This is a genomic window from Klebsiella sp. WP8-S18-ESBL-06 (assembly GCF_014169755.1).
Classification (GTDB): domain Bacteria; phylum Pseudomonadota; class Gammaproteobacteria; order Enterobacterales; family Enterobacteriaceae; genus Kluyvera; species Kluyvera ascorbata_B.
Genome location: NZ_AP022256.1, coordinates 4,776,414 through 4,798,547, shown reverse-complemented (window position 1 = coordinate 4,798,547; position 22,134 = coordinate 4,776,414). Strand labels below are relative to the sequence as shown.

Genomic DNA, 22,134 nt, shown 5'->3' with positions numbered 1-22,134 from the left:
GGCATCCTTTTTATGTTTCGGATGCTTTAAAAATGATTAAAAAAGCTTCGCTGCTGACGGCGTTATCCGTCACGGCATTTTCTGGCTGGGCGCAAGACAGCAATTCAGACACGCTGGTGGTGACCGCCAACCGCTTCCAACAACCTGTTAATACCGTTCTGGCTCCTACGGATATTGTTACGCGTGATGATATTCAGCGCTGGCAATCTAAAGATCTGAACGACGTTATGCGCCGCCTGCCGGGCGTTGATATCGCTCAGAATGGCGGTATCGGGCAGAGCGCTTCTCTTTATGTCCGCGGTACCGAAGGACGCCACGTGCTGGTGCTGATTGACGGCGTGCCTATGGCGCGTGCGGGCATTTCCAATGGCATTGATATTGGGCAGATTCCGGTATCGCTGGTGCAGCGCATTGAGTATATCCGTGGGCCGCGTTCAGCGGTGTACGGGTCTGGCGCGATCGGCGGTGTCGTCAACATTATTACCTTGACCGACGATGAGCACGCTCAGATTAATGCCGGTGCGGGTACTAACGGCTATCAGACTTATGATGGCGCGGTGAACAAACGCTTTGGCGACACGCTGGTGACGGCGGCTGGGGCTTACCAGACGACTCACGGCTTCAACGTTCAGCCGGATTCCCCTTACAGCGGTGATAGCGACCGTGACGGCTATCGCAATAAACTGTTCTGGGGCGGCGTACAGCATAAGTTCGACGATAACTTCTCCGGCTTTTTCCGTGGCTATGGCTATACCGCTAACAGCGATTACGATCAGGGTTCTTATGGGTATGCGGGCGGTAACGACGAGGCGCAGAACTATACGCAGTCCTGGGATACGGGCCTGCGCTACAGCTCGGGTATTTACTCTTCCCAGTTGATTGCGAACTACCAACACCTGAAAAATTACAACTACAGCAACGATCTCGGCCGCTATGCCGGGGATGCGACGCTGGACAATATGGAACAGCGTTATATCCAGTGGGGGAATAACGTTGAAGTTGGGCACGGGGCGATTAGCGGCGGCGTCGACTGGAAACAGGAAAAACTGACGTCCAGCAGCACCACGTTATCGGATGTCTATAAGCGCGATACGACCGGGCTATACCTGACCGGGCAGCAGCAGCTTGGCGACGTCACCTTAGAAGCTTCCGGACGTGAAGATCATGATGAGCAGTTCGGCTGGCACGGCACCTGGCAAACGGCCGCAGGCTGGCAGTTTGTCGATGGCTATCGGGCCACGCTCTCTTATGGTACTGGCTTCCTGGCACCTTCTCTGGGGCAACAGTTTGGGGCGACGCGCTTTGCTTCATCCTATGGGCCGGGCATTGCCGCTAACCCTGACCTGAAACCGGAAGAGTCTAAGCAATGGGAAGCGGGTCTTGAAGGGTTAACCGGTCCGCTGGACTGGCGTCTGTCGGCTTATCATTACGAAATCCAGAACCTGATTGACTACAAAAACAATCAGTACATCAACGTGAAGTCGGCCACCATTAAGGGGCTTGAATGGACGGGGAATATCGCCACCGGTCCAGTGGAGCATCATCTGACGCTGCAATTCGTCGATCCACGTGATGACCAAACTGACAAGGTGCTTTATCGCCGCGCTAAGCAGCAGGTGAAGTATGAGCTGACTGGACAGGTTTACGATCTTGGCTGGAATGTCATGTATCAGTACCTGGGTGAGCGCTACGATAATGATTATGACAATAATCGTGATGTAAAAATGGGCGGCGTGAGCTTATGGGACATCGGATTATCGTATCCGGTCACCTCACACCTGACAGTTCGTGGTAAAATAGCCAACCTGTTCGATAAAGATTACGAGACAGTTTATGGCTACCAAACTGCAGGACGGGAATACACCTTGTCTGGCAGCTACACCTTCTGAACCACGTCCCACCGTGCTGGTATTTGATTCCGGCGTAGGTGGGCTGTCGGTCTACGATGAGATCCGGCATCTCTTGCCGGATCTTCATTACATCTATGCGTTCGATAACGTCGCTTTCCCGTATGGCGAGAAGAGTGAAGAGTTTATCGTTGAGCGCGTTGTTGAAATCGTCACTGCGGTACAGCAGCGTTATCCATTAGCGCTGGCCGTCATCGCCTGTAACACGGCGAGCACGGTATCGCTGCCCGCGCTGCGTGAGCGCTTCGGCTTCCCCGTTGTGGGCGTAGTCCCGGCCATTAAACCGGCGGCGCGTCTTTCGGCGAACCGTATCGTCGGGCTGCTGGCAACGCGAGGGACGGTGAAGCGTCCTTATACGCATGAGCTGATCGCCCGCTTTGCTAACGAATGCCGTATAGAGATGCTCGGTTCTGCAGAGCTGGTGGAGCTGGCTGAAGCGAAGCTGCACGGCGAACCGGTGCCACTCGACGAGTTGAAGCGCATTCTTCGCCCATGGCTTCGTATGCCGGAGCCGCCGGATACCGTCGTGCTCGGCTGCACCCACTTCCCGCTATTACAAGAGGAACTGCTGCAGGTGTTGCCGGAGGGTACCCGACTGGTGGATTCCGGTGCGGCGATTGCGCGTCGAACGGCTTGGTTGCTTGAGCATGAGGCACCGGATGCGAAATCCAGTGAACCGAATCTGGCCTACTGCATGGCGCTCACGGCGGAAACTGAGCAACTTTTACCCGTTTTACGCCGTTATGGCTTTGAAACGCTCGAAAAACTGCCTGTTTCATCCTGATTTGTTCAAAAAAGAGACGCTTGAAAAGTTTTTTTAAAACAGGGCTTGTCAACGTCTCAGAACTCCCTATAATGCGCCTCCACTGACACGGAACAACGGATTATAAGCCGCCGGGTCAGCGAGGTTCTCTTGAGAATCTCAACAGAGAAAAGCGAAATTAAATGCTTGACTCTGAAGCGGGAAAGCGTAATATGCACATCCCGCGCCGCTGAGAAAAGCGAAGCGGCACTGCTCTTTAACAATTTATCAGACAATCTGTGTGGGCACTCGAAGATACGGATTCTTAACGTCGCAAGACGAAAAATGAATACCAAGTCTCTGAGTGAACACGTAATTCATTACGAAGTTTAATTCACGAGCATCAAACTTAAATTGAAGAGTTTGATCATGGCTCAGATTGAACGCTGGCGGCAGGCCTAACACATGCAAGTCGAACGGTAGCACAGAGAGCTTGCTCTTGGGTGACGAGTGGCGGACGGGTGAGTAATGTCTGGGAAACTGCCCGATGGAGGGGGATAACTACTGGAAACGGTAGCTAATACCGCATAACGTCGCAAGACCAAAGTGGGGGACCTTCGGGCCTCACACCATCGGATGTGCCCAGATGGGATTAGCTAGTAGGTGGGGTAACGGCTCACCTAGGCGACGATCCCTAGCTGGTCTGAGAGGATGACCAGCCACACTGGAACTGAGACACGGTTCAGACTCCTACGGGAGGCAGCAGTGGGGAATATTGCACAATGGGCGCAAGCCTGATGCAGCCATGCCGCGTGTATGAAGAAGGCCTTCGGGTTGTAAAGTACTTTCAGCGAGGAGGAAGGCATTAAGGTTAATAACCTTAGTGATTGACGTTACTCGCAGAAGAAGCACCGGCTAACTCCGTGCCAGCAGCCGCGGTAATACGGAGGGTGCAAGCGTTAATCGGAATTACTGGGCGTAAAGCGCACGCAGGCGGTTTGTTAAGTCAGATGTGAAATCCCCGGGCTCAACCTGGGAACTGCATTTGAAACTGGCAAGCTTGAGTCTCGTAGAGGGGGGTAGAATTCCAGGTGTAGCGGTGAAATGCGTAGAGATCTGGAGGAATACCGGTGGCGAAGGCGGCCCCCTGGACGAAGACTGACGCTCAGGTGCGAAAGCGTGGGGAGCAAACAGGATTAGATACCCTGGTAGTCCACGCCGTAAACGATGTCTATTTGGAGGTTGTTCCCTTGAGGAGTGGCTTCCGGAGCTAACGCGTTAAATAGACCGCCTGGGGAGTACGGCCGCAAGGTTAAAACTCAAATGAATTGACGGGGGCCCGCACAAGCGGTGGAGCATGTGGTTTAATTCGATGCAACGCGAAGAACCTTACCTACTCTTGACATCCAGAGAACTTAGCAGAGATGCTTTGGTGCCTTCGGGAACTCTGAGACAGGTGCTGCATGGCTGTCGTCAGCTCGTGTTGTGAAATGTTGGGTTAAGTCCCGCAACGAGCGCAACCCTTATCCTTTGTTGCCAGCGGTCCGGCCGGGAACTCAAAGGAGACTGCCAGTGATAAACTGGAGGAAGGTGGGGATGACGTCAAGTCATCATGGCCCTTACGAGTAGGGCTACACACGTGCTACAATGGCATATACAAAGAGAAGCGACCTCGCGAGAGCAAGCGGACCTCATAAAGTATGTCGTAGTCCGGATTGGAGTCTGCAACTCGACTCCATGAAGTCGGAATCGCTAGTAATCGTAGATCAGAATGCTACGGTGAATACGTTCCCGGGCCTTGTACACACCGCCCGTCACACCATGGGAGTGGGTTGCAAAAGAAGTAGGTAGCTTAACCTTCGGGAGGGCGCTTACCACTTTGTGATTCATGACTGGGGTGAAGTCGTAACAAGGTAACCGTAGGGGAACCTGCGGTTGGATCACCTCCTTACCTTAAAGAAACGTTCTTTGAAGTGCTCACACAGATTGTCTGATGAAAAATAGCAGTAAAGAATCTCTGCAGGCTTGTAGCTCAGGTGGTTAGAGCGCACCCCTGATAAGGGTGAGGTCGGTGGTTCAAGTCCACTCAGGCCTACCAAATTCGTCCCGCGAATTTGAGGGAGATTCATAAACGATGGGGCTATAGCTCAGCTGGGAGAGCGCCTGCTTTGCACGCAGGAGGTCTGCGGTTCGATCCCGCATAGCTCCACCATCTTTACTGCAACAATACAAGAAAACTTCAGAGTGTACCTGAAAAGGTTCACTGCGAAGTTTTGCTCTTTAAAAATCTGGATCAAGCTGAAAATTGAAACGACACACTGTGTCTGTTCTCCGTAATAAGAACAGATAAGCGGTGTGTTCGAGTCTCTCAAATTTTCGCAACACGGTGGTGTTTTACGAAACATCTTCGGGTTGTGAGGTTAAGCGACTAAGCGTACACGGTGGATGCCCTGGCAGTCAGAGGCGATGAAGGACGTGCTAATCTGCGATAAGCGTCGGTAAGGTGATATGAACCGTTATAACCGGCGATTTCCGAATGGGGAAACCCAGTGTGATTCGTCACACTATCATTACGTGAATACATAGCGTAATGAAGCGAACCGGGGGAACTGAAACATCTAAGTACCCGAGGAAAAGAAATCAACCGAGATTCCCCCAGTAGCGGCGAGCGAACGGGGAACAGCCCAGAGTCTGAATCAGCTTGTGTGTTAGTGGAACGGTCTGGAAAGTCCGACGGTACAGGGTGATAGTCCCGTACACCAAAATGCACAGGTTGTGAACTCGAAGAGTAGGGCGGGACACGTGGTATCCTGTCTGAATATGGGGGGACCATCCTCCAAGGCTAAATACTCCTGACTGACCGATAGTGAACCAGTACCGTGAGGGAAAGGCGAAAAGAACCCCGGCGAGGGGAGTGAAAAAGAACCTGAAACCGTGTACGTACAAGCAGTGGGAGCCTCTTTATGGGGTGACTGCGTACCTTTTGTATAATGGGTCAGCGACTTATATTCTGTAGCAAGGTTAACCGAATAGGGGAGCCGAAGGGAAACCGAGTCTTAACTGGGCGTTAAGTTGCAGGGTATAGACCCGAAACCCGGTGATCTAGCCATGGGCAGGTTGAAGGTTGGGTAACACTAACTGGAGGACCGAACCGACTAATGTTGAAAAATTAGCGGATGACTTGTGGCTGGGGGTGAAAGGCCAATCAAACCGGGAGATAGCTGGTTCTCCCCGAAAGCTATTTAGGTAGCGCCTCGTGAACTCATCTTCGGGGGTAGAGCACTGTTTCGGCTAGGGGGTCATCCCGACTTACCAACCCGATGCAAACTGCGAATACCGAAGAATGTTATCACGGGAGACACACGGCGGGTGCTAACGTCCGTCGTGAAGAGGGAAACAACCCAGACCGCCAGCTAAGGTCCCAAAGTCACAGTTAAGTGGGAAACGATGTGGGAAGGCTCAGACAGCCAGGATGTTGGCTTAGAAGCAGCCATCATTTAAAGAAAGCGTAATAGCTCACTGGTCGAGTCGGCCTGCGCGGAAGATGTAACGGGGCTAAACTGTGCACCGAAGCTGCGGCAGCGACACTCTGTGTTGTTGGGTAGGGGAGCGTTCTGTAAGCCGTTGAAGGTGTCCTGTGAGGGGTGCTGGAGGTATCAGAAGTGCGAATGCTGACATAAGTAACGATAATGCGGGTGAAAAACCCGCACGCCGGAAGACCAAGGGTTCCTGTCCAACGTTAATCGGGGCAGGGTGAGTCGACCCCTAAGGCGAGGCCGAAAGGCGTAGTCGATGGGAAACAGGTTAATATTCCTGTACTTGGTGTTACTGCGAAGGGGGGACGGAGAAGGCTATGTTAGCCGGGCGACGGTTGTCCCGGTTTAAGCATGTAGGCGGGAAGTTTAGGTAAATCCGGACTTCTTTTAACGCTGAGGTGTGATGACGAGGTACTACGGTACTGAAGTAACAAATGCCCTGCTTCCAGGAAAAGCCTCTAAGCATCAGGTAACATCAAATCGTACCCCAAACCGACACAGGTGGTCAGGTAGAGAATACCAAGGCGCTTGAGAGAACTCGGGTGAAGGAACTAGGCAAAATGGTGCCGTAACTTCGGGAGAAGGCACGCTGATATGTAGGTGAAGTGGTTTACCCATGGAGCTGAAATCAGTCGAAGATACCAGCTGGCTGCAACTGTTTATTAAAAACACAGCACTGTGCAAACACGAAAGTGGACGTATACGGTGTGACGCCTGCCCGGTGCCGGAAGGTTAATTGATGGGGTTAGCGGCAACGCGAAGCTCTTGATCGAAGCCCCGGTAAACGGCGGCCGTAACTATAACGGTCCTAAGGTAGCGAAATTCCTTGTCGGGTAAGTTCCGACCTGCACGAATGGCGTAATGATGGCCAGGCTGTCTCCACCCGAGACTCAGTGAAATTGAACTCGCTGTGAAGATGCAGTGTACCCGCGGCAAGACGGAAAGACCCCGTGAACCTTTACTATAGCTTGACACTGAACACTGGTCCTTGATGTGTAGGATAGGTGGGAGGCTTTGAAGCGCGGACGCCAGTTCGTGTGGAGCCAACCTTGAAATACCACCCTTTAATGGCTGGTGTTCTAACGTAGACCCGTAATCCGGGTTGCGGACAGTGTCTGGTGGGTAGTTTGACTGGGGCGGTCTCCTCCTAAAGAGTAACGGAGGAGCACGAAGGTTAGCTAATCCTGGTCGGACATCAGGAGGTTAGTGCAAAGGCATAAGCTAGCTTGACTGCGAGAGTGACGGCTCGAGCAGGTGCGAAAGCAGGTCTTAGTGATCCGGTGGTTCTGAATGGAAGGGCCATCGCTCAACGGATAAAAGGTACTCCGGGGATAACAGGCTGATACCGCCCAAGAGTTCATATCGACGGCGGTGTTTGGCACCTCGATGTCGGCTCATCACATCCTGGGGCTGAAGTAGGTCCCAAGGGTATGGCTGTTCGCCATTTAAAGTGGTACGCGAGCTGGGTTTAGAACGTCGTGAGACAGTTCGGTCCCTATCTGCCGTGGGCGCTGGAGAATTGAGGGGGGCTGCTCCTAGTACGAGAGGACCGGAGTGGACGCATCACTGGTGTTCGGGTTGTCATGCCAATGGCATTGCCCGGTAGCTAAATGCGGAAGAGATAAGTGCTGAAAGCATCTAAGCACGAAACTTGCCCCGAGATGAGTTCTCCCTGACCCTTTAAGGGTCCTGAAGGAACGTTAAAGACGATGACGTTGATAGGCTGGGTGTGTAAGTGTAGCGATACATTGAGCTAACCAGTACTAATGAACCGTGAGGCTTAACCTTACAACGCCGAAGATGTTTTGGCGAAATTGAGACGATTTTCAGCATTGATTACAGATTAGATTAACCGGCGAAAAGCGGGTTAATAACAGAATTTGCCTGGCGGCCGTAGCGCGGTGGTCCCACCTGACCCCATGCCGAACTCAGAAGTGAAACGCCGTAGCGCCGATGGTAGTGTGGGGTCTCCCCATGCGAGAGTAGGGAACTGCCAGGCATCAAATTGCAGTAAACCGGGATGAATAATCCGGGTAGTGACAAAGAAATTCGGTGGAGCGGTAGTTCAGTCGGTTAGAATACCTGCCTGTCACGCAGGGGGTCGCGGGTTCGAGTCCCGTCCGTTCCGCCACTTATTCAACGTTAAGCCTGCTAAATTAGCAGGCTTAATGATAAGAAAATTTAGGGGCGTAGCTCAGTTGGTAGAGCACCGGTCTCCAAAACCGGGTGTCGCGAGTTCGAGTCTCTCCGCCCCTGCCATATATAATCCTTTGCTTAGGCAAAGGATTTTTTTTGCCAAAAATTTACCTTCCTGACGGGCCCATCGTTCTCCTCCGGGCCACCTATTCAGTCTTTACTTAAAATACATTGGTTTTCAATATGTCGCGAATTTGCGCCTGTTTGTCGCTATTTTGCAGCCATATCGCATATAAAGGTCGTAGAATGGCCGTACCATCGGTAACGGGATAGAGATCGTTCTGCTCCTGTGCCCACGACACGGGCAACCAGGTGCAACCTTTTAACGGTAATAGCTGGAGTCGGGCCAGGCTTGCCGAACTGGTGGTCAGCAGCGGGATATCGTCACTGCTAATTAGCCCTGCTTCGTGCTGCTGGAAATCTGCGCCCCACTCCAGACGCAGGTAGTTCAGATCTGCCCTGGTTGTCTCCGGCGTTGCACAGTACAGCTCAAGTGCAAAATGTCCCAGCAGCTGGCTGCTGAATTCATCCATTTTTGGCGCTTCGGTGGTCAGTAACAGATCGAGCTGGCGCTCGTGTAGCTGTTTAACCAGCGACTGGCGTTGGGCGATCCGCGCTTCAAACTGTAGCGTACCGTCGGCCTGATAAAGCCGGGATAGCCAGGCGTTAAGCATACACTCCCATAGCGAAGCGCTAGCACCAATGGAAAACTCATTGTGCCGCGAGGTGTTAGCCACCTCCTTACGCGCGGCCTGCCACGTGCTCATCAGCGTTTCTGCGTAGGGAAGGAGTTTTTCTCCCGCCGCGGTCAAACGAATATTATTGCGATGGCGGGTAAACAGATTGACCCCAAGCTGATTTTCTAACTGACGGATTCGAAAGCTCACCGCAGATTGTGTCAGATAGAGCGCTTCTGCGGCTCGCCCGAAGTGGCGAGTTCTGCTCACTTCGAGGAAAGTTTTCAGCAATTCGGTATCCACAGCTTTCTCCGCAAAATTTTTTGTCGTAATGATTTAAATCTTTTGTTTTACACTCTGTCAAGCGTATCTAATACTCCGCGCCATAAATAGCTCGGCCAAAGAATTAGGAGCGTGTAGGATGGCGGAAAGCTTTACGACGACTAATCGTTTTTTCGATAATAAAAATTATCCGCGCGGGTTCTCTCGTCATGGTGATTTCACCATCAAAGAGGCGCAGCTGCTTGAGCGTTATGGCTTTGCCTTTAACGAACTCGATCTTGGCAAACGCGAGCCGGCAACCGAAGAAGAGCAGCAGTTTGTCTCGGTCTGCCGTGGTGAACGTGAGCCGGCAACGGATGCTGAACGCGTATGGACCAAGTATGTCACGCGCATCAAGCGTCCGAAGCGTTTCCACACCCTGTCCGGCGGTAAGCCGCAGGTGGAAGGCGCTGAAGACTACACTGACAGCGACGATTAATAAAAAAGGGGCCTGGGCCCCTTTTTTATTGTAGTAAAGTTTGAAGATGGGCGAGCATTCTGTCGATGCCGCGATAGCTCAACGCTTCCTGCAAATGATGTCTGGCAATATCCTCTGCCCCCTCCATATCCGCCAGCGTGCGCGAAACCTTTAACAGACGCTGCCAGGCGCGGATCGACAGCCCAAGCTGTGTCAACGTCTGCTCTAGCCACAGAGCGTCCGCTTCTACCAGCGCACAGTATTGCCGGATCTCGCTGCCGCTGAGCTGCGCATTTAGCTTCCCTTGTCGCGCATTCTGACGCTGCTGCGCTGTGATGACCCGCTGTTGTACCGTCAGGCTGCTTTCCCCTACGCGGGCCGATTGGCTCAGTAAGCCCGGCGGCGGTAGTGGAATTTCCAGGGAGAGATCGAACCGGTCGAGAAACGGACCAGACAGCCGATTGAGGTAGCGCAGCGTCTGTTCTGGCGTGCAGCGGTTATGCTGCCCCTCATAGTGACCGGTAGGGCTAGGATTCATCGCAGCAATCAGTTGAAAGCGAGCAGGATAGGTAATTTTGGCCCGCGTACGTGAAATGTGGATTTTGCCAGACTCAATCGGCTCGCGCAGCGCATCCAGCACCCGGCGCTCAAATTCCGGTAGCTCATCGAGGAACAGAATCCCGTTGTGGGCCAGCGAAATCTCTCCCGGGGCGGGAATCGACCCGCCGCCAACCATAGCCGTCAGCGATGCGCTATGGTGAGGTGCACGAAAGGGGCGATGGCGCCATTCACGCTGAATGCGATAGGCATTTTCCAGACTGATAATTGCCGCGCTCTCAAGCGCCTCGCTGTCGCTAAGCGGCGGGAGTAGCCCGCGCAGACGGGTGGCAAGCATGGTTTTACCCGTACCAGGTGGGCCAACGAGCAGCAAATTGTGACCGCCCGACGCGGTGATCTCCAGCGCCCGTTTCCCCTGCTGCTGGCCGATCACATCGCTTAAATCTTCGCAGCTGGCGGGGGCCATCATGCCCTCTGGTGGAGGCTGCCTGAGCGTTTGTTTTCCTTCAAGAAATGCGCAGACTTCAAGAAGGTGGCTGGCAATCAGGCAATCGCTGCCGCCAAGCAGGCCGACCAACGGCGCGTTATCCTCGGCAAGCACAATCTGGCGACCTGAATGTATGGCTTCCATCGCCGCCGATAGCGCCCCAGGAATACCGCGTAGCGCGCCCGTGAGCGCCAGTTCACCCACAAACTCATACTGCCCTAGTTTCTGGCTATTAAGCTGCTCAGAGGCCGCCAGAAGCGCAATAGCGATAGGTAAATCATACCGCCCTCCTTCTTTAGGAAGATCGGCCGGCGCGAGGTTAATGGTGATCTTCTTCGCCGGAAAGGTATAACCGCTGTTGATGATGGCGCTGCGAACCCGGTCGCGCGCCTCTTTGACGGTGGTTTCCGGCAGCCCGACCATGACCAGGCCCGGCAGACCCTGGCTGATATGCACTTCGATAGTAATCAGCGGTGCGCTGACGCCCAGCGCGGCGCGCGTATAGACAACGGATAGCGACATAATTCCTCCCTGAAGATCGCTATTATGTGCGATGCAGTCGTTCCATTAATCTGCTTAATTTGATTATTACGTGGCGTATTCCATAATTTTCACCGACATTCAGCGCATTTCATTAATTTTGGAATCGAGTCCGAATGTTGCTCATATGACGTCAACTTCGCCTCTGCTCAGTCGTTGCGTAGGGAGCAAAAGGTGAAATATTTTCATTTCATAAATTCTCTATATAAAACAAATTGTTTTCATTAAATCCTTAGCGCGGTAAGCAATGCCGTCATAAAAAAAACTTGTGCTTTTTGTGATGTCTGTGGTAACTCTGTAGGTATTCCTTCGAACAAGATGCAAGAACAGACAAAAATGAAAGCCCTTCTACGAGTGATTAGCCTGGTCGTGATTAGCGTGGTGGTGATTATTATCCCACCGTGCGGGGCTGCACTTGGACGAGGAAAGGCTTAGAAATCAAGCCTTAACGAACTAAGACCCCCGCACCGAAAGGTTCGGGGGTTTTTTTATGACCTAAAAACAATAACGGGAGGCAGAACGTGACACGTAGCATAAAATTCTGTTTCTCACGATCTACGGCGGGGAACTAACTATGAATGGCGCACAGTGGGTGGTACATGCGTTGCGAGCGCAGGGTGTTGAAACGGTATTTGGTTATCCTGGTGGAGCCATCATGCCGGTTTACGACGCACTGTATGACGGCGGCGTAGAGCACCTGCTGTGTCGACACGAACAGGGCGCGGCAATGGCGGCCATCGGCTATGCGCGTGCTACCGGTAAAACCGGCGTTTGCATCGCCACTTCCGGCCCGGGCGCAACCAACCTGATCACCGGTCTGGCCGATGCGTTACTCGATTCCGTGCCCGTTGTGGCCATCACCGGTCAGGTCGCCGCACCGTTAATCGGTACGGATGCTTTTCAGGAAGTGGACGTTCTCGGTTTGTCGCTGGCCTGCACCAAACACAGTTTCCTGGTGCAATCCCTGGAAGAGCTGCCGCGCGTAATGGCAGAGGCGTTCCAGGTGGCAAACTCAGGCCGTCCTGGCCCGGTTCTGGTCGACATTCCGAAGGACGTGCAGGTGGCACAGGGCGATCTGGAACCGTTCTTCTCCACCGTAGAAAGCGACGATGCTTTCCCTCACGCCGAAATGGCGCAGGCCCAGCAGATGCTGGCGCAGGCGCATAAACCGATGCTGTATGTCGGCGGCGGCGTGGGAATGGCGCAGGCGGTACCGGCGCTGCGCGAATTTATGGCCGTCACACAAATGCCAGCGACCTGTACCCTGAAGGGATTGGGCGCAGTGCCAGCCGATTACCCGTTCTACCTCGGTATGTTGGGTATGCACGGTACCAAGGCGGCAAACCTGGCGGTGCAGGAATGCGACCTGCTGATCGCCGTTGGTGCCCGCTTTGACGATCGCGTGACCGGCAAGCTGAATACCTTCGCGCCGCACGCCAGGGTTATCCATATGGATATCGACCCGGCGGAAATGAACAAGCTGCGCCAGACGCATGTGGCATTACAGGGCGACCTGAATGCGCTGCTGCCTGCGCTGCAACAGCCGCTGGCTATCGACGCATGGCGCCAGCACAACGCGGCGATGCGCGCCGAGCACGCCTGGCGTTACGACCATCCTGGTGAGGCAATCTATGCGCCGCTGCTGCTCAAGCAGCTGTCGGACCGTAAACCGGCCGATAGCGTGGTGACCACCGACGTTGGGCAGCACCAGATGTGGTCGGCTCAACATATGACCTACACCCGCCCGGAGAATTTCATCACTTCAAGCGGTTTAGGCACCATGGGCTTCGGTCTGCCGGCCGCCGTTGGCGCACAGGTGGCGCGACCTGACGACACGGTTATCTGTATCTCCGGTGACGGCTCCTTCATGATGAACGTGCAAGAGCTGGGCACCGTGAAACGTAAGCAGTTACCGCTGAAGATAGTCTTACTCGACAACCAGCGTTTAGGGATGGTTCGACAATGGCAGCAGCTGTTCTTCCAGGAACGTTACAGTGAAACCACCCTGACCGATAACCCCGATTTCCTCATGCTGGCCAGCGCCTTCGGCATCCCTGGTCAACACATCACCCGTAAAGACCAGGTTGAAGCGGCACTCGACACCATGCTGGCAAGCGAAGGCCCGTACCTGCTTCATGTCTCAATCGACGAACTTGAGAACGTCTGGCCTCTGGTGCCGCCTGGCGCCAGTAACTCACAAATGCTGGAGAAATTATCATGATGCAACATCAGGTCAACGTGCAGGCCCGCTTCAACCCGGAAACCTTAGAACGCGTGTTACGTGTGGTCCGTCATCGCGGTTTTCAGATTTGCTCGATGAATATGGAGGCGGCCAGCGATGCGCAGAATATAAATATCGAATTGACCGTTGCCAGCCCGCGGTCAGTCGACTTACTGTTTAGTCAATTAAATAAACTGGTGGACGTGGCTTCGGTTGCCGTTCAGCAGTGTACAAGCACATCACAACAACAGATTCGCGCCTGAGCGCAATAGGAAGAGAAATGACGACGAAAAAAGCGGATTACATCTGGTTCAACGGTGAGATGGTTCGTTGGGAAGACGCGAAGGTTCACGTGATGTCCCACGCGCTGCACTACGGTACCTCTGTATTCGAAGGCATCCGTTGCTACGACTCCCACAAAGGCCCGGTTGTTTTCCGCCACCGTGAGCACATGCAGCGCCTGCGTGATTCCGCCAAAATCTATCGCTTCCCGGTCTCTCAGAGCGTGGATGAACTGATGGAAGCCTGCCGCGCCGTACTGCGCAAAAATAATCTGACCAGCGCCTATATCCGTCCGCTGGTGTTTGTCGGCGATGTCGGTATGGGCGTTAACCCGCCGGACGGCTACAGCACCGACGTGATCATCGCGGCGTTCCCGTGGGGCGCCTATCTGGGCGCTGAAGCGCTGGATCAAGGGATCGATGCGATGGTTTCTTCCTGGAACCGCGCTGCGCCGAACACCATTCCAACTGCCGCGAAAGCAGGCGGCAACTACCTTTCCTCACTGTTGGTCGGTAGCGAAGCGCGCCGCCACGGCTATCAGGAAGGGATCGCGCTGGATGTGAACGGCTATCTGTCTGAAGGCGCGGGTGAAAACCTGTTTGAAGTGAAAGACGGCATTCTGTTTACGCCACCGTTTACCTCTTCGGCGCTGCCGGGTATTACCCGCGATGCGATCATCAAGCTGGCGAAGGATATCGGAATTGAAGTTCGCGAGCAGGTGCTGTCTCGTGAATCGCTGTACCTGGCGGATGAAGTCTTTATGTCCGGCACCGCCGCTGAAATCACCCCGGTGCGCAGCGTTGACGGTATCCAGGTCGGCGAAGGCCGCTGTGGCCCGGTCACTAAACGTATTCAGCAAGCATTCTTTGGCCTCTTTACCGGTGAAACCGAAGATAAATGGGGCTGGTTGGATCAGGTTAATCAATAAGATAAATAATGGGGCGGCACGCACCGCCTCATTAACGAGACAGAGACTGGGAGTACAAAAGCATGCCTAAATATCGTTCCGCCACTACCACTCACGGCCGCAATATGGCGGGCGCCCGCGCGCTGTGGCGCGCCACCGGGATGACGGATGCCGACTTCGGTAAGCCGATTATCGCCGTCGTGAACTCGTTTACCCAGTTCGTGCCGGGCCACGTTCACCTGCGCGACCTTGGTAAACTGGTTGCCGAGCAGATCGAAGCTGCCGGCGGCGTGGCTAAAGAATTCAATACCATTGCGGTGGATGACGGTATCGCCATGGGCCACGGGGGTATGCTTTATTCACTGCCGTCCCGCGAGCTGATTGCCGACTCCGTTGAGTACATGGTTAACGCCCACTGTGCCGATGCAATGGTCTGCATCTCGAACTGCGACAAAATCACCCCGGGGATGCTGATGGCCTCCCTGCGCCTGAATATTCCGGTGATCTTCGTTTCCGGCGGCCCGATGGAGGCCGGTAAAACCAAATTATCCGACAAAATCATCAAGCTCGACCTGGTCGATGCGATGATTCAGGGCGCGGATCCGAAAGTTTCCGACTCGCAGAGCGAGCAGGTTGAACGTTCCGCCTGCCCAACCTGCGGCTCCTGCTCCGGGATGTTTACCGCCAACTCGATGAACTGCCTGACCGAAGCGCTGGGACTGTCTCAGCCGGGCAACGGTTCGCTGCTGGCCACCCACGCTGACCGTAAAGAACTGTTCCTCACTGCAGGCCAGCGCATCGTTGAGCTGACCAAACGCTACTACGAACAGGATGATGCCTCCGCGCTGCCGCGCAACATCGCATGCAAAGCGGCATTCGAAAATGCCATGACGCTGGATATCGCCATGGGCGGTTCCACCAACACCGTTCTGCACCTGCTGGCAGCGGCGCAGGAAGCCGAAATCGACTTCACCATGAGCGATATCGACAAGCTGTCCCGCAAGGTTCCGCAGCTGTGTAAAGTGGCGCCAAGCACTCAGAAATACCATATGGAAGATGTGCACCGCGCCGGTGGCGTGCTGGGGATCCTCGGCGAACTGGACCGCGCCGGCCTGTTGAACCGTGACGTGAAAAACGTGCTCGGTCTGACCCTGCCGCAGACGCTGGAACAGTACGACATCACCGTTACCCAGAATGAAGCGGTGAAAAAAATGTTCCGTGCTGGCCCGGCGGGCATCCGTACCACCCAGGCGTTCTCGCAGGACTGCCGTTGGGACACGCTGGATGACGATCGCGCCGAAGGCTGCATCCGCTCGCTGGAACATGCCTACAGCAAAGACGGCGGTCTGGCGGTACTCTACGGTAATTTCGCGGAAAACGGCTGCATCGTGAAAACGGCGGGCGTGGATGACAGCATCCTCAAATTCACCGGCCCGGCAAAAGTGTACGAAAGCCAGGACGACGCGGTTGAGGCCATCCTCGGCGGCAAAGTGGTTGAAGGCGACGTTGTTGTCATTCGTTACGAAGGGCCGAAAGGTGGGCCGGGCATGCAGGAAATGCTCTACCCGACCACCTTCTTGAAATCCATGGGTCTCGGCAAAGCCTGTGCGTTGATCACCGACGGGCGTTTCTCCGGCGGCACATCTGGCCTGTCTATCGGCCACGTTTCCCCGGAAGCGGCCAGCGGCGGCAACATCGCGATCATTGAAGATGGCGACATGATTGCTATCGATATCCCGAACCGTGGCATTCAGCTGCAGCTGAGCGATGCGGAAATTGCCGCGCGTCGTGAAGCGCAGGAAGCTCGCGGTGACCAGGCGTGGACGCCGAAAAATCGTGAACGTCAGGTCTCCTTTGCCCTTCGCGCTTATGCCAGCCTGGCAACCAGCGCCGACAAAGGTGCGGTACGCGATAAATCGAAACTGGGGGGTTAATCACCATGGCGGAATCTCAGCCCCTATCCGGCACCCCTGAGGGTGCCGAGTATCTCAGAGCGGTGCTGCGCGCACCGGTCTACGAAGCCGTGCAGGTCACGCCGCTGGAGAAAATGGACAAACTCTCTTCGCGGCTTGATAACGTAATTCTGGTCAAGCGTGAAGACCGTCAGCCTGTGCACAGCTTTAAGCTGCGCGGTGCTTACGCGATGATGGCAGGACTGACGGCGGAACAGAAGGCGCACGGCGTGATTACCGCGTCTGCGGGTAACCATGCGCAGGGCGTAGCGTTTTCTTCCGCTCGTCTGGGCCTGAAGTCGCTGATCGTTATGCCGGTGGCCACTGCCGATATCAAAGTCGATGCCGTGCGCGGTTTCGGCGGTGAGGTGCTGCTGCACGGTGCCAACTTTGATGAAGCCAAAGCGAAAGCGATTGAACTGGCGCAGCAGCAGGGCTTCACCTGGGTGCCGCCTTTCGATCACCCGATGGTGATTGCCGGGCAGGGCACGCTGGCGCTTGAACTGCTGCAGCAGGATGCCCACCTCGATCGCGTGTTTGTCCCGGTGGGCGGCGGCGGGCTGGCGGCGGGCGTTGCGGTGCTGATCAAACAGCTGATGCCGCAGATCAAAGTGATCGCCGTGGAAGCAGAAGATTCGGCCTGCCTGAAGGCGGCGCTGGACGCGGGGCATCCGGTGGATCTGCCGCGCGTGGGTCTGTTTGCGGAAGGCGTGGCGGTGAAGCGTATTGGCGATGAAACCTTCCGCCTGTGTCAGGAATACCTCGACGACATCATTACCGTTGATAGCGATGCTATCTGCGCGGCGATGAAAGACCTCTTCGAAGATGTCCGTGCGGTAGCCGAGCCTTCCGGGGCGCTGGCGCTGGCGGGGATGAAGAAATACATCGCCCAGCACAATATTCGCGGTGAACGTCTGGCGCACGTGTTGTCCGGTGCGAACGTTAACTTCCACGGTCTGCGCTATGTCTCCGAACGTTGCGAGCTGGGGGAACAACGTGAAGCCTTGCTGGCGGTGACCATCCCGGAAGAGAAGGGAAGTTTCCTTAAATTCTGCCAGCTGTTGGGTGGCCGTTCGGTAACGGAGTTTAACTACCGCTTTGCCGATGCCAAAGACGCCTGCATTTTTGTCGGCGTACGCCTGAGCCGTGGTCTGGAAGAGCGCAAGGAAATCCTTAGCTTGCTGCACGATGGTGGCTACAGCGTGGTGGACCTGTCCGACGACGAAATGGCGAAGCTGCACGTGCGGTATATGGTTGGCGGTCGTCCCTCCAAACCACTGAAGGAGAGATTGTTCAGCTTCGAGTTTCCGGAATCGCCGGGGGCACTGCTGAAGTTCCTCTACACGCTGGGCACGCACTGGAATATCTCACTGTTCCACTATCGTAGCCATGGTACCGACTACGGACGCGTGCTGGCCGCCTTTGAGCTGGGCGACAATGAGCCGGACTTTGAAACCCGACTCAATGAACTGGGCTATGAGTGTCACGACGAGACAAATAACCCGGCATTCCGCTTCTTCCTGGCGGGCTAATAGCTGCTTAACAGGAGATAACCTGCCAGGGTTATCTCCTTTTTTCTGCTTTATTTATCGTGACCTGCCGAATTATTTTTCTGTCAACGCATCCTATCCATAAAAATGTGACCTAATTCATAATAAAAAGCTCACCGCGTTGCGCCAGCCTGCGCACATCTTTTGGGAGCAATATTTGTCGCTCGCTGACTACACCTGAATTAACATTGGCTGTAGTTAATTCTTAGTGGTTGGAGAGGATATTCGGATGAGAACGGATATAATTGATGCCCAGAATGAAAGTGCGCAAGGATGTGAATATTTTACGTCTCAGCTCACATTTCTGGATAAACACTATAATAATTCCACAGACTTTTTTTCTTCGATATTTTTGCTGCTGAAAGAGCAAGGCTACGTCCGGGACTCTTTTCTTGACGCCATCATCGCCCGTGAAAAGGCGTACCCTACCGCGCTGCCCACGCTGCCGGTGGCTCTTGCGCTTCCTCATACCGATCCTCAGCACGTTATTCACCCCTTCATCTCCGTAACACGGTTGTCTACGCCTATTGCATGGCAGGAGATGGGCAATGATGACAACACGCTTTATGTTCATTTTATTGTTTTACTAGGTTTTGTTGACCACAGCAGCCACCTGACAGCGCTGCAAAAGCTTATGGACTGCCTTGCGGATGAAGAGGTCGTTCAGGCCCTACGCGAAATAGACGATGTAGAAACCTTTCTCTGTACCCTCACATCAAGACTGCAATTAGATAAGGATTTATAAGATGAAAAAAGTCATTGTTGCATGTGGAAGCGGCGTTGCTACCTCACAAACGGTTGCCAGTAAAGTAACCCGCTTATTGAATGAACGTCAGCAGTCGCATATCAAAGTTGAAGTCATCGACCTGAAATCGCTTGATAGTCATATAAAAGATAGTGCGGCTTATATCGCTATCACCAAAGTTGATAAGCAATATCCTATCCCGGTAATTAACGGAATTGCCTTTCTGACCGGCATGGGGATGGAGCAGGAATTACAAAAGGTCATTGATGCCTGTAAATAAGGTGTAGCTCTTTAATCCGTATGACCTGCTCCCCGTTGATTAGTACACCCCGATGTTAGTAATGTCTTCATAAGCCACATGAGGACATCCCCATGAAGAAGCGTTTTTCCGACGAACAGATCATCAGTATTCTCCGCGAAGCCGAAGCTGGGGTACCCGCCCGTGAACTCTGCCGCAAGCATGCCATTTCCGATGCCACGTTTTACATCTGGCGTAAGAAGTATGGCGGTATGGAGGTGCCTGAAGTTAAGCGCCTGAAGTCGCTTGAGGAAGAGAACGCCAGACTCAAGAAGCTGCTTGCCGAAGCCATGCTGGATAAAGAGGCGCTTCAGGTGGCTCTTGGGCGAAAGTACTGACGACAGACCAGAAGCGGGAAGCCGTGATGTTGATGTGTGATGCGACCGGTCTGTCGCAACGTCGTGCCTGCAGGCTTACAGGTTTATCCCTGTCGACCTGCCGCTATGAGGCTCACCGTCCGGCTGCTGATGCGCATTTATCAGGGCGCATCACTGAGCTGGCACTGGAGCGCAGGCGTTTTGGCTACCGTCGTATTTGGCAGTTGCTGCGCCGTGAAGGGCTTCATGTTAATCATAAGCGCGTGTACCGGCTTTATCACCTCAGTGGCCTGGGCGTAAAACGCAGAAGACGTCGTAAAGGGCTGGCAACAGAACGTCTGCCGCTGCTCCGTCCGGCGGCGCCCAATCTGACCTGGTCGATGGATTTCGTCATGGATGCACTTTCCACCGGTCGCAGGATCAAGTGTCTTACCTGCGTCGATGATTTCACAAAGGAATGCCTGACGGTCACTGTTGCCTTTGGGATTTCAGGCGTTCAGGTCACGCGTATTCTGGACAGCATTGCACTGTTTCGAGGCTATCCGGCGACGATAAGAACTGACCAGGGGCCGGAGTTCACTTGCCGTGCACTGGATCAATGGGCCTTTGAGCATGGTGTTGAGTTGCGCTTAATCCAGCCGGGCAAGCCAACGCAGAACGGATTTATTGAGAGCTTTAACGGACGATTTCGCGATGAATGTTTGAATGAGCACTGGTTCAGCGATATCGTTCATGCCAGGAAAATTATTAATGACTGGCGGCAGGATTATAACGAATGCCGCCCGCACTCCACGCTGAATTATCAGACACCGTCTGAATTTGCAGCGGGCTGGAGAAAGGGTCATTCTGAGAATGAAGATTCCGACGTTACTAACTGAGTGTTGTATCTAATCGTGGGGGCAGGTCACGTATACTCGTCGTCTTTCAAGCCGCGGGGGCGTTGGCTGCGTTCTTTCACCCGAATCACTTACTAAAGTAAGCTCATCGGGATTCTCTCACTTGCCGCCTTCCCGCAACTCGAAAGCCATAGAGTATATAATTATTTTAGTGGAGAAGTGCTATGGACTTTCTTGGTGTAGTCATAAATTATATTCTGAATTTAGGCGCGCCGGTTTTTGTGCCCTTTATTATGTTATTAGCCGGGCTGGTGGTGCGGATGAAATTCCGCGATGCGGCCTCGGCGGCTATCACACTGGGCGTCGCCTTCGTTGGGATGAGCATGCTGATTGGCTTTATGGTCGACGCCATCGGTGTTGCCGCACAGACCATGATGAACCGTACCGGCCTTGAGTTAAGCATCGTCGATGGCGGCTGGACGACGATGGCGAATATCTCCTGGGCCTGGCCTTATGCGTTCGCCATGTTCCCGCTTCAGGTTGGCGTCAACATCGTGATGTTGATGCTGAACAAGACCAATACCTTCAACGCCGACCTCTGGAACGTGTGGGGGAAAATCTTTACCGCGTTTATCGTGGTGAGCGTCACCACCCCATTGTTTGGCCCGGTCTGGAGTCTGGTACTGGCGTTCCTCGTTGCCGCCTTCCAGATCATTATGGAATTGAACGCGGGGGATATTCACCAGCATCGTATCGAGAAACTCACGGGGATCCCGGGAGTGACCTGTACGCACCGTATGGTCTTCTTTGGTGCCATCTATTACCCGTTCGATCTGCTGCTGCGCAAAATACCGGTCTGCAATAAACCAATGGATGCCAGCGCGCTGCGCGCCAAAGTCGGGGTCTTTGCCGAAAACCACATCATTGGTTTTATTCTGGGGATCCTGTTTGGCGTGATTGCGGGCTACAGTGTTGCCAAAACGCTGATGCTGGGCGTACAGGCTTCGACGGCGCTGGTGCTGTTCCCGATGATTTCCAAGCTCTTTATGCAGGCCCTGTCGCCGATCTCTGAGGCCATCAGCGACTATATGAACAAGAAATTCTCCGGGCGTAAGCTGTTCGTGGGTATTGACTGGCCGTTTATGGGCGGTGCGAGCGAAATCTGGTTTGCTATTATCGTCGCCATCCCGTTCACCCTGCTGTGGGCGCTGATTCTGCCGGGAAATAAGATCCTGCCGTTTGCTGGCATCATCAATATTGCGCTGATTGTTCCGGCCTATCTGGTGACACGCGGTAACACGCTGCGCATGGTTATCCTGAGCATTATTGGCGTGCCATTCTTCCTGTTTGTTGGCACGCAGTTCGCACCAATGATTACCGACCTTGGGCTGGCCACTAAAGCTATCACCATCCCGGCAGGGCAGCTGATTTCGAACAGCTCGATTGATGCCCCGGTCTTCACCTATGCCTTCTCCTTCCTGTTCAAATTCCTGGAAGGCAACTTCATCCCGCTGGTGTTCGCGCTGTGGTGGGGCTGCGGCTACTTCTTTTACTCCCGCGAATTGCGTCGTGAAAGCAATCTTGCGCAGCAGGAAGCCGAACAGCAGGCGAAGGTTCAGCAGGCGTAACTCTGGGTTTCATGTT

General features: G+C 54.1%; 15 protein-coding genes, 4 tRNA genes and 3 rRNA genes. 20 read left to right on the top strand and 2 right to left on the bottom strand.

The genetic code is table 11. The features are described from left to right. Window positions 1-32: 32 nt before the first annotated feature. The 9 genes from btuB (at window position 33) to H7R76_RS22895 (ending at window position 8,444) form a co-directional block, all read left to right on the top strand. The gene (gene btuB, locus H7R76_RS22935) at window positions 33-1,889 is read left to right on the top strand and encodes a TonB-dependent vitamin B12 receptor BtuB (RefSeq protein ID WP_182966570.1); all 1,857 of its coding nucleotides are present in this window, start codon (window positions 33-35) and stop codon (window positions 1,887-1,889) included. Next, window positions 1,834-2,691: a glutamate racemase gene (gene murI / locus H7R76_RS22930; RefSeq protein WP_182966568.1), complete on the top strand. Its 858-nt coding sequence runs from the start codon at window positions 1,834-1,836 to the stop codon at window positions 2,689-2,691. The genes btuB and murI overlap by 56 nt, the downstream gene beginning before the upstream one ends. Window positions 2,692-3,060: 369 nt before the next feature. After that, window positions 3,061-4,600, top strand: a 16S ribosomal RNA gene (locus tag H7R76_RS22925). A gap of 70 nt (window positions 4,601-4,670) precedes the next feature. Beyond that, window positions 4,671-4,747, top strand: a tRNA-Ile gene (locus tag H7R76_RS22920). Between the two features lie 38 nt (window positions 4,748-4,785). Next, window positions 4,786-4,861, top strand: a tRNA-Ala gene (locus H7R76_RS22915). Between the two features lie 206 nt (window positions 4,862-5,067). Then, window positions 5,068-7,973 (top strand): 23S ribosomal RNA (locus H7R76_RS22910). Between the two features lie 95 nt (window positions 7,974-8,068). Then, a 5S ribosomal RNA gene (rrf, locus tag H7R76_RS22905) occupies window positions 8,069-8,184 on the top strand. Together the 16S, 23S and 5S rRNA genes with 4 tRNA genes alongside form the textbook arrangement of a ribosomal RNA operon. Before the next feature lie 55 nt (window positions 8,185-8,239). Beyond that, a tRNA-Asp gene (locus tag H7R76_RS22900) sits at window positions 8,240-8,316 on the top strand. Window positions 8,317-8,368: 52 nt separating this feature from the next. Continuing rightward, a tRNA-Trp gene (locus tag H7R76_RS22895) sits at window positions 8,369-8,444 on the top strand. Between the two features lie 98 nt (window positions 8,445-8,542). Here H7R76_RS22895 and hdfR read toward each other — a convergent pair. Next, window positions 8,543-9,361, bottom strand: a complete 819-nt coding sequence (gene hdfR, locus H7R76_RS22890; RefSeq protein ID WP_106929765.1) for an HTH-type transcriptional regulator HdfR — start codon at window positions 9,359-9,361, stop codon at window positions 8,543-8,545. A gap of 118 nt (window positions 9,362-9,479) precedes the next feature. Here hdfR and H7R76_RS22885 point away from each other — a divergent pair, with 118 nt between their 5' ends. Further along, window positions 9,480-9,818, top strand: a complete 339-nt coding sequence (locus H7R76_RS22885) for a MaoP family protein (RefSeq protein ID WP_064549235.1) — start codon at window positions 9,480-9,482, stop codon at window positions 9,816-9,818. Window positions 9,819-9,843: 25 nt separating this feature from the next. On the opposite strand, the gene H7R76_RS22880 is transcribed toward H7R76_RS22885, so the two are convergent. Next, complete coding sequence (locus H7R76_RS22880) at window positions 9,844-11,364, bottom strand: YifB family Mg chelatase-like AAA ATPase (protein WP_182966566.1); 1,521 nt, start codon at window positions 11,362-11,364, stop codon at window positions 9,844-9,846. A gap of 354 nt (window positions 11,365-11,718) precedes the next feature. Here H7R76_RS22880 and ilvL point away from each other — a divergent pair, with 354 nt between their 5' ends. The 10 genes from ilvL (at window position 11,719) to H7R76_RS22830 (ending at window position 22,118) form a co-directional block, all read left to right on the top strand. Further along, entirely contained in the window at window positions 11,719-11,817 is a 99-nt protein-coding gene (gene ilvL / locus H7R76_RS22875) for an ilv operon leader peptide (RefSeq protein WP_015966468.1), read from the top strand. Window positions 11,818-11,956: 139 nt separating this feature from the next. Further along, window positions 11,957-13,603 carry an acetolactate synthase 2 catalytic subunit gene (gene ilvG, locus H7R76_RS22870; RefSeq protein ID WP_106929767.1) on the top strand — a complete coding sequence of 549 codons (1,647 nt, stop codon included), beginning with the start codon at window positions 11,957-11,959 and terminating at the stop codon, window positions 13,601-13,603. Next, a complete protein-coding gene (gene ilvM, locus H7R76_RS22865) occupies window positions 13,600-13,866 on the top strand; it encodes an acetolactate synthase 2 small subunit (protein ID WP_106929769.1) in 267 nt (88 codons plus the stop codon). Before ilvG ends, ilvM begins: the two co-directional genes overlap by 4 nt. 17 nt (window positions 13,867-13,883) lie before the next feature. Beyond that, window positions 13,884-14,813, top strand: a complete 930-nt coding sequence (locus H7R76_RS22860; RefSeq protein WP_106929772.1) for a branched-chain amino acid transaminase — start codon at window positions 13,884-13,886, stop codon at window positions 14,811-14,813. Between the two features lie 62 nt (window positions 14,814-14,875). Further along, window positions 14,876-16,726: a dihydroxy-acid dehydratase gene (gene ilvD / locus H7R76_RS22855; protein WP_106929773.1), complete on the top strand. Its 1,851-nt coding sequence runs from the start codon at window positions 14,876-14,878 to the stop codon at window positions 16,724-16,726. 5 nt (window positions 16,727-16,731) lie between these two features. Next, window positions 16,732-18,276 (top strand): threonine ammonia-lyase, biosynthetic, encoded by a 1,545-nt coding sequence (gene ilvA / locus H7R76_RS22850; RefSeq protein ID WP_106929775.1) that lies wholly within the window; start codon window positions 16,732-16,734, stop codon window positions 18,274-18,276. A gap of 247 nt (window positions 18,277-18,523) precedes the next feature. Continuing rightward, window positions 18,524-19,039 carry a PTS sugar transporter subunit IIA gene (locus tag H7R76_RS22845; RefSeq protein ID WP_182966564.1) on the top strand — a complete coding sequence of 172 codons (516 nt, stop codon included), beginning with the start codon at window positions 18,524-18,526 and terminating at the stop codon, window positions 19,037-19,039. 1 nt (window position 19,040) lies between these two features. Next, window positions 19,041-19,319: a PTS sugar transporter subunit IIB gene (locus H7R76_RS22840; protein WP_035896401.1), complete on the top strand. Its 279-nt coding sequence runs from the start codon at window positions 19,041-19,043 to the stop codon at window positions 19,317-19,319. Window positions 19,320-19,411: 92 nt separating this feature from the next. Continuing rightward, window positions 19,412-20,532, top strand: a protein-coding gene (locus H7R76_RS22835) for an IS3-like element ISSen4 family transposase (protein ID WP_096147877.1) whose coding sequence is annotated in 2 segments (ribosomal slippage) — window positions 19,412-19,670 and window positions 19,670-20,532 — 1,122 coding nt in all. Because the reading frame shifts where the segments join, the coding sequence is not laid out codon by codon here. Between the two features lie 182 nt (window positions 20,533-20,714). After that, window positions 20,715-22,118, top strand: a complete 1,404-nt coding sequence (locus tag H7R76_RS22830; RefSeq protein ID WP_182929707.1) for a PTS galactitol transporter subunit IIC — start codon at window positions 20,715-20,717, stop codon at window positions 22,116-22,118. The last annotated feature ends 16 nt before the right edge of the window (window positions 22,119-22,134 follow it).

Bases quoted from the DNA above. Each gene is read 5' to 3' on its own strand.
- H7R76_RS22845 (WP_182966564.1), top strand. From the start codon at position 18,524: ATGAGAACGGATATAATTGATGCCCAGAATGAAAGTGCGCAAGGATGT.
- ilvG (WP_106929767.1), top strand. From the start codon at position 11,957: ATGAATGGCGCACAGTGGGTGGTACATGCGTTGCGAGCGCAGGGTGTT.
- H7R76_RS22885 (WP_064549235.1), top strand. From the start codon at position 9,480: ATGGCGGAAAGCTTTACGACGACTAATCGTTTTTTCGATAATAAAAAT.
- murI (WP_182966568.1), top strand. From the start codon at position 1,834: ATGGCTACCAAACTGCAGGACGGGAATACACCTTGTCTGGCAGCTACA.
- H7R76_RS22840 (WP_035896401.1), top strand. From the start codon at position 19,041: ATGAAAAAAGTCATTGTTGCATGTGGAAGCGGCGTTGCTACCTCACAA.
- H7R76_RS22830 (WP_182929707.1), top strand. From the start codon at position 20,715: ATGGACTTTCTTGGTGTAGTCATAAATTATATTCTGAATTTAGGCGCG.
- btuB (WP_182966570.1), top strand. From the start codon at position 33: ATGATTAAAAAAGCTTCGCTGCTGACGGCGTTATCCGTCACGGCATTT.
- H7R76_RS22860 (WP_106929772.1), top strand. From the start codon at position 13,884: ATGACGACGAAAAAAGCGGATTACATCTGGTTCAACGGTGAGATGGTT.
- ilvA (WP_106929775.1), top strand. From the start codon at position 16,732: ATGGCGGAATCTCAGCCCCTATCCGGCACCCCTGAGGGTGCCGAGTAT.
- ilvD (WP_106929773.1), top strand. From the start codon at position 14,876: ATGCCTAAATATCGTTCCGCCACTACCACTCACGGCCGCAATATGGCG.
- H7R76_RS22880 (WP_182966566.1), bottom strand. From the start codon at position 11,364: ATGTCGCTATCCGTTGTCTATACGCGCGCCGCGCTGGGCGTCAGCGCA.
- ilvM (WP_106929769.1), top strand. From the start codon at position 13,600: ATGATGCAACATCAGGTCAACGTGCAGGCCCGCTTCAACCCGGAAACC.
- ilvL (WP_015966468.1), top strand. From the start codon at position 11,719: ATGAAAGCCCTTCTACGAGTGATTAGCCTGGTCGTGATTAGCGTGGTG.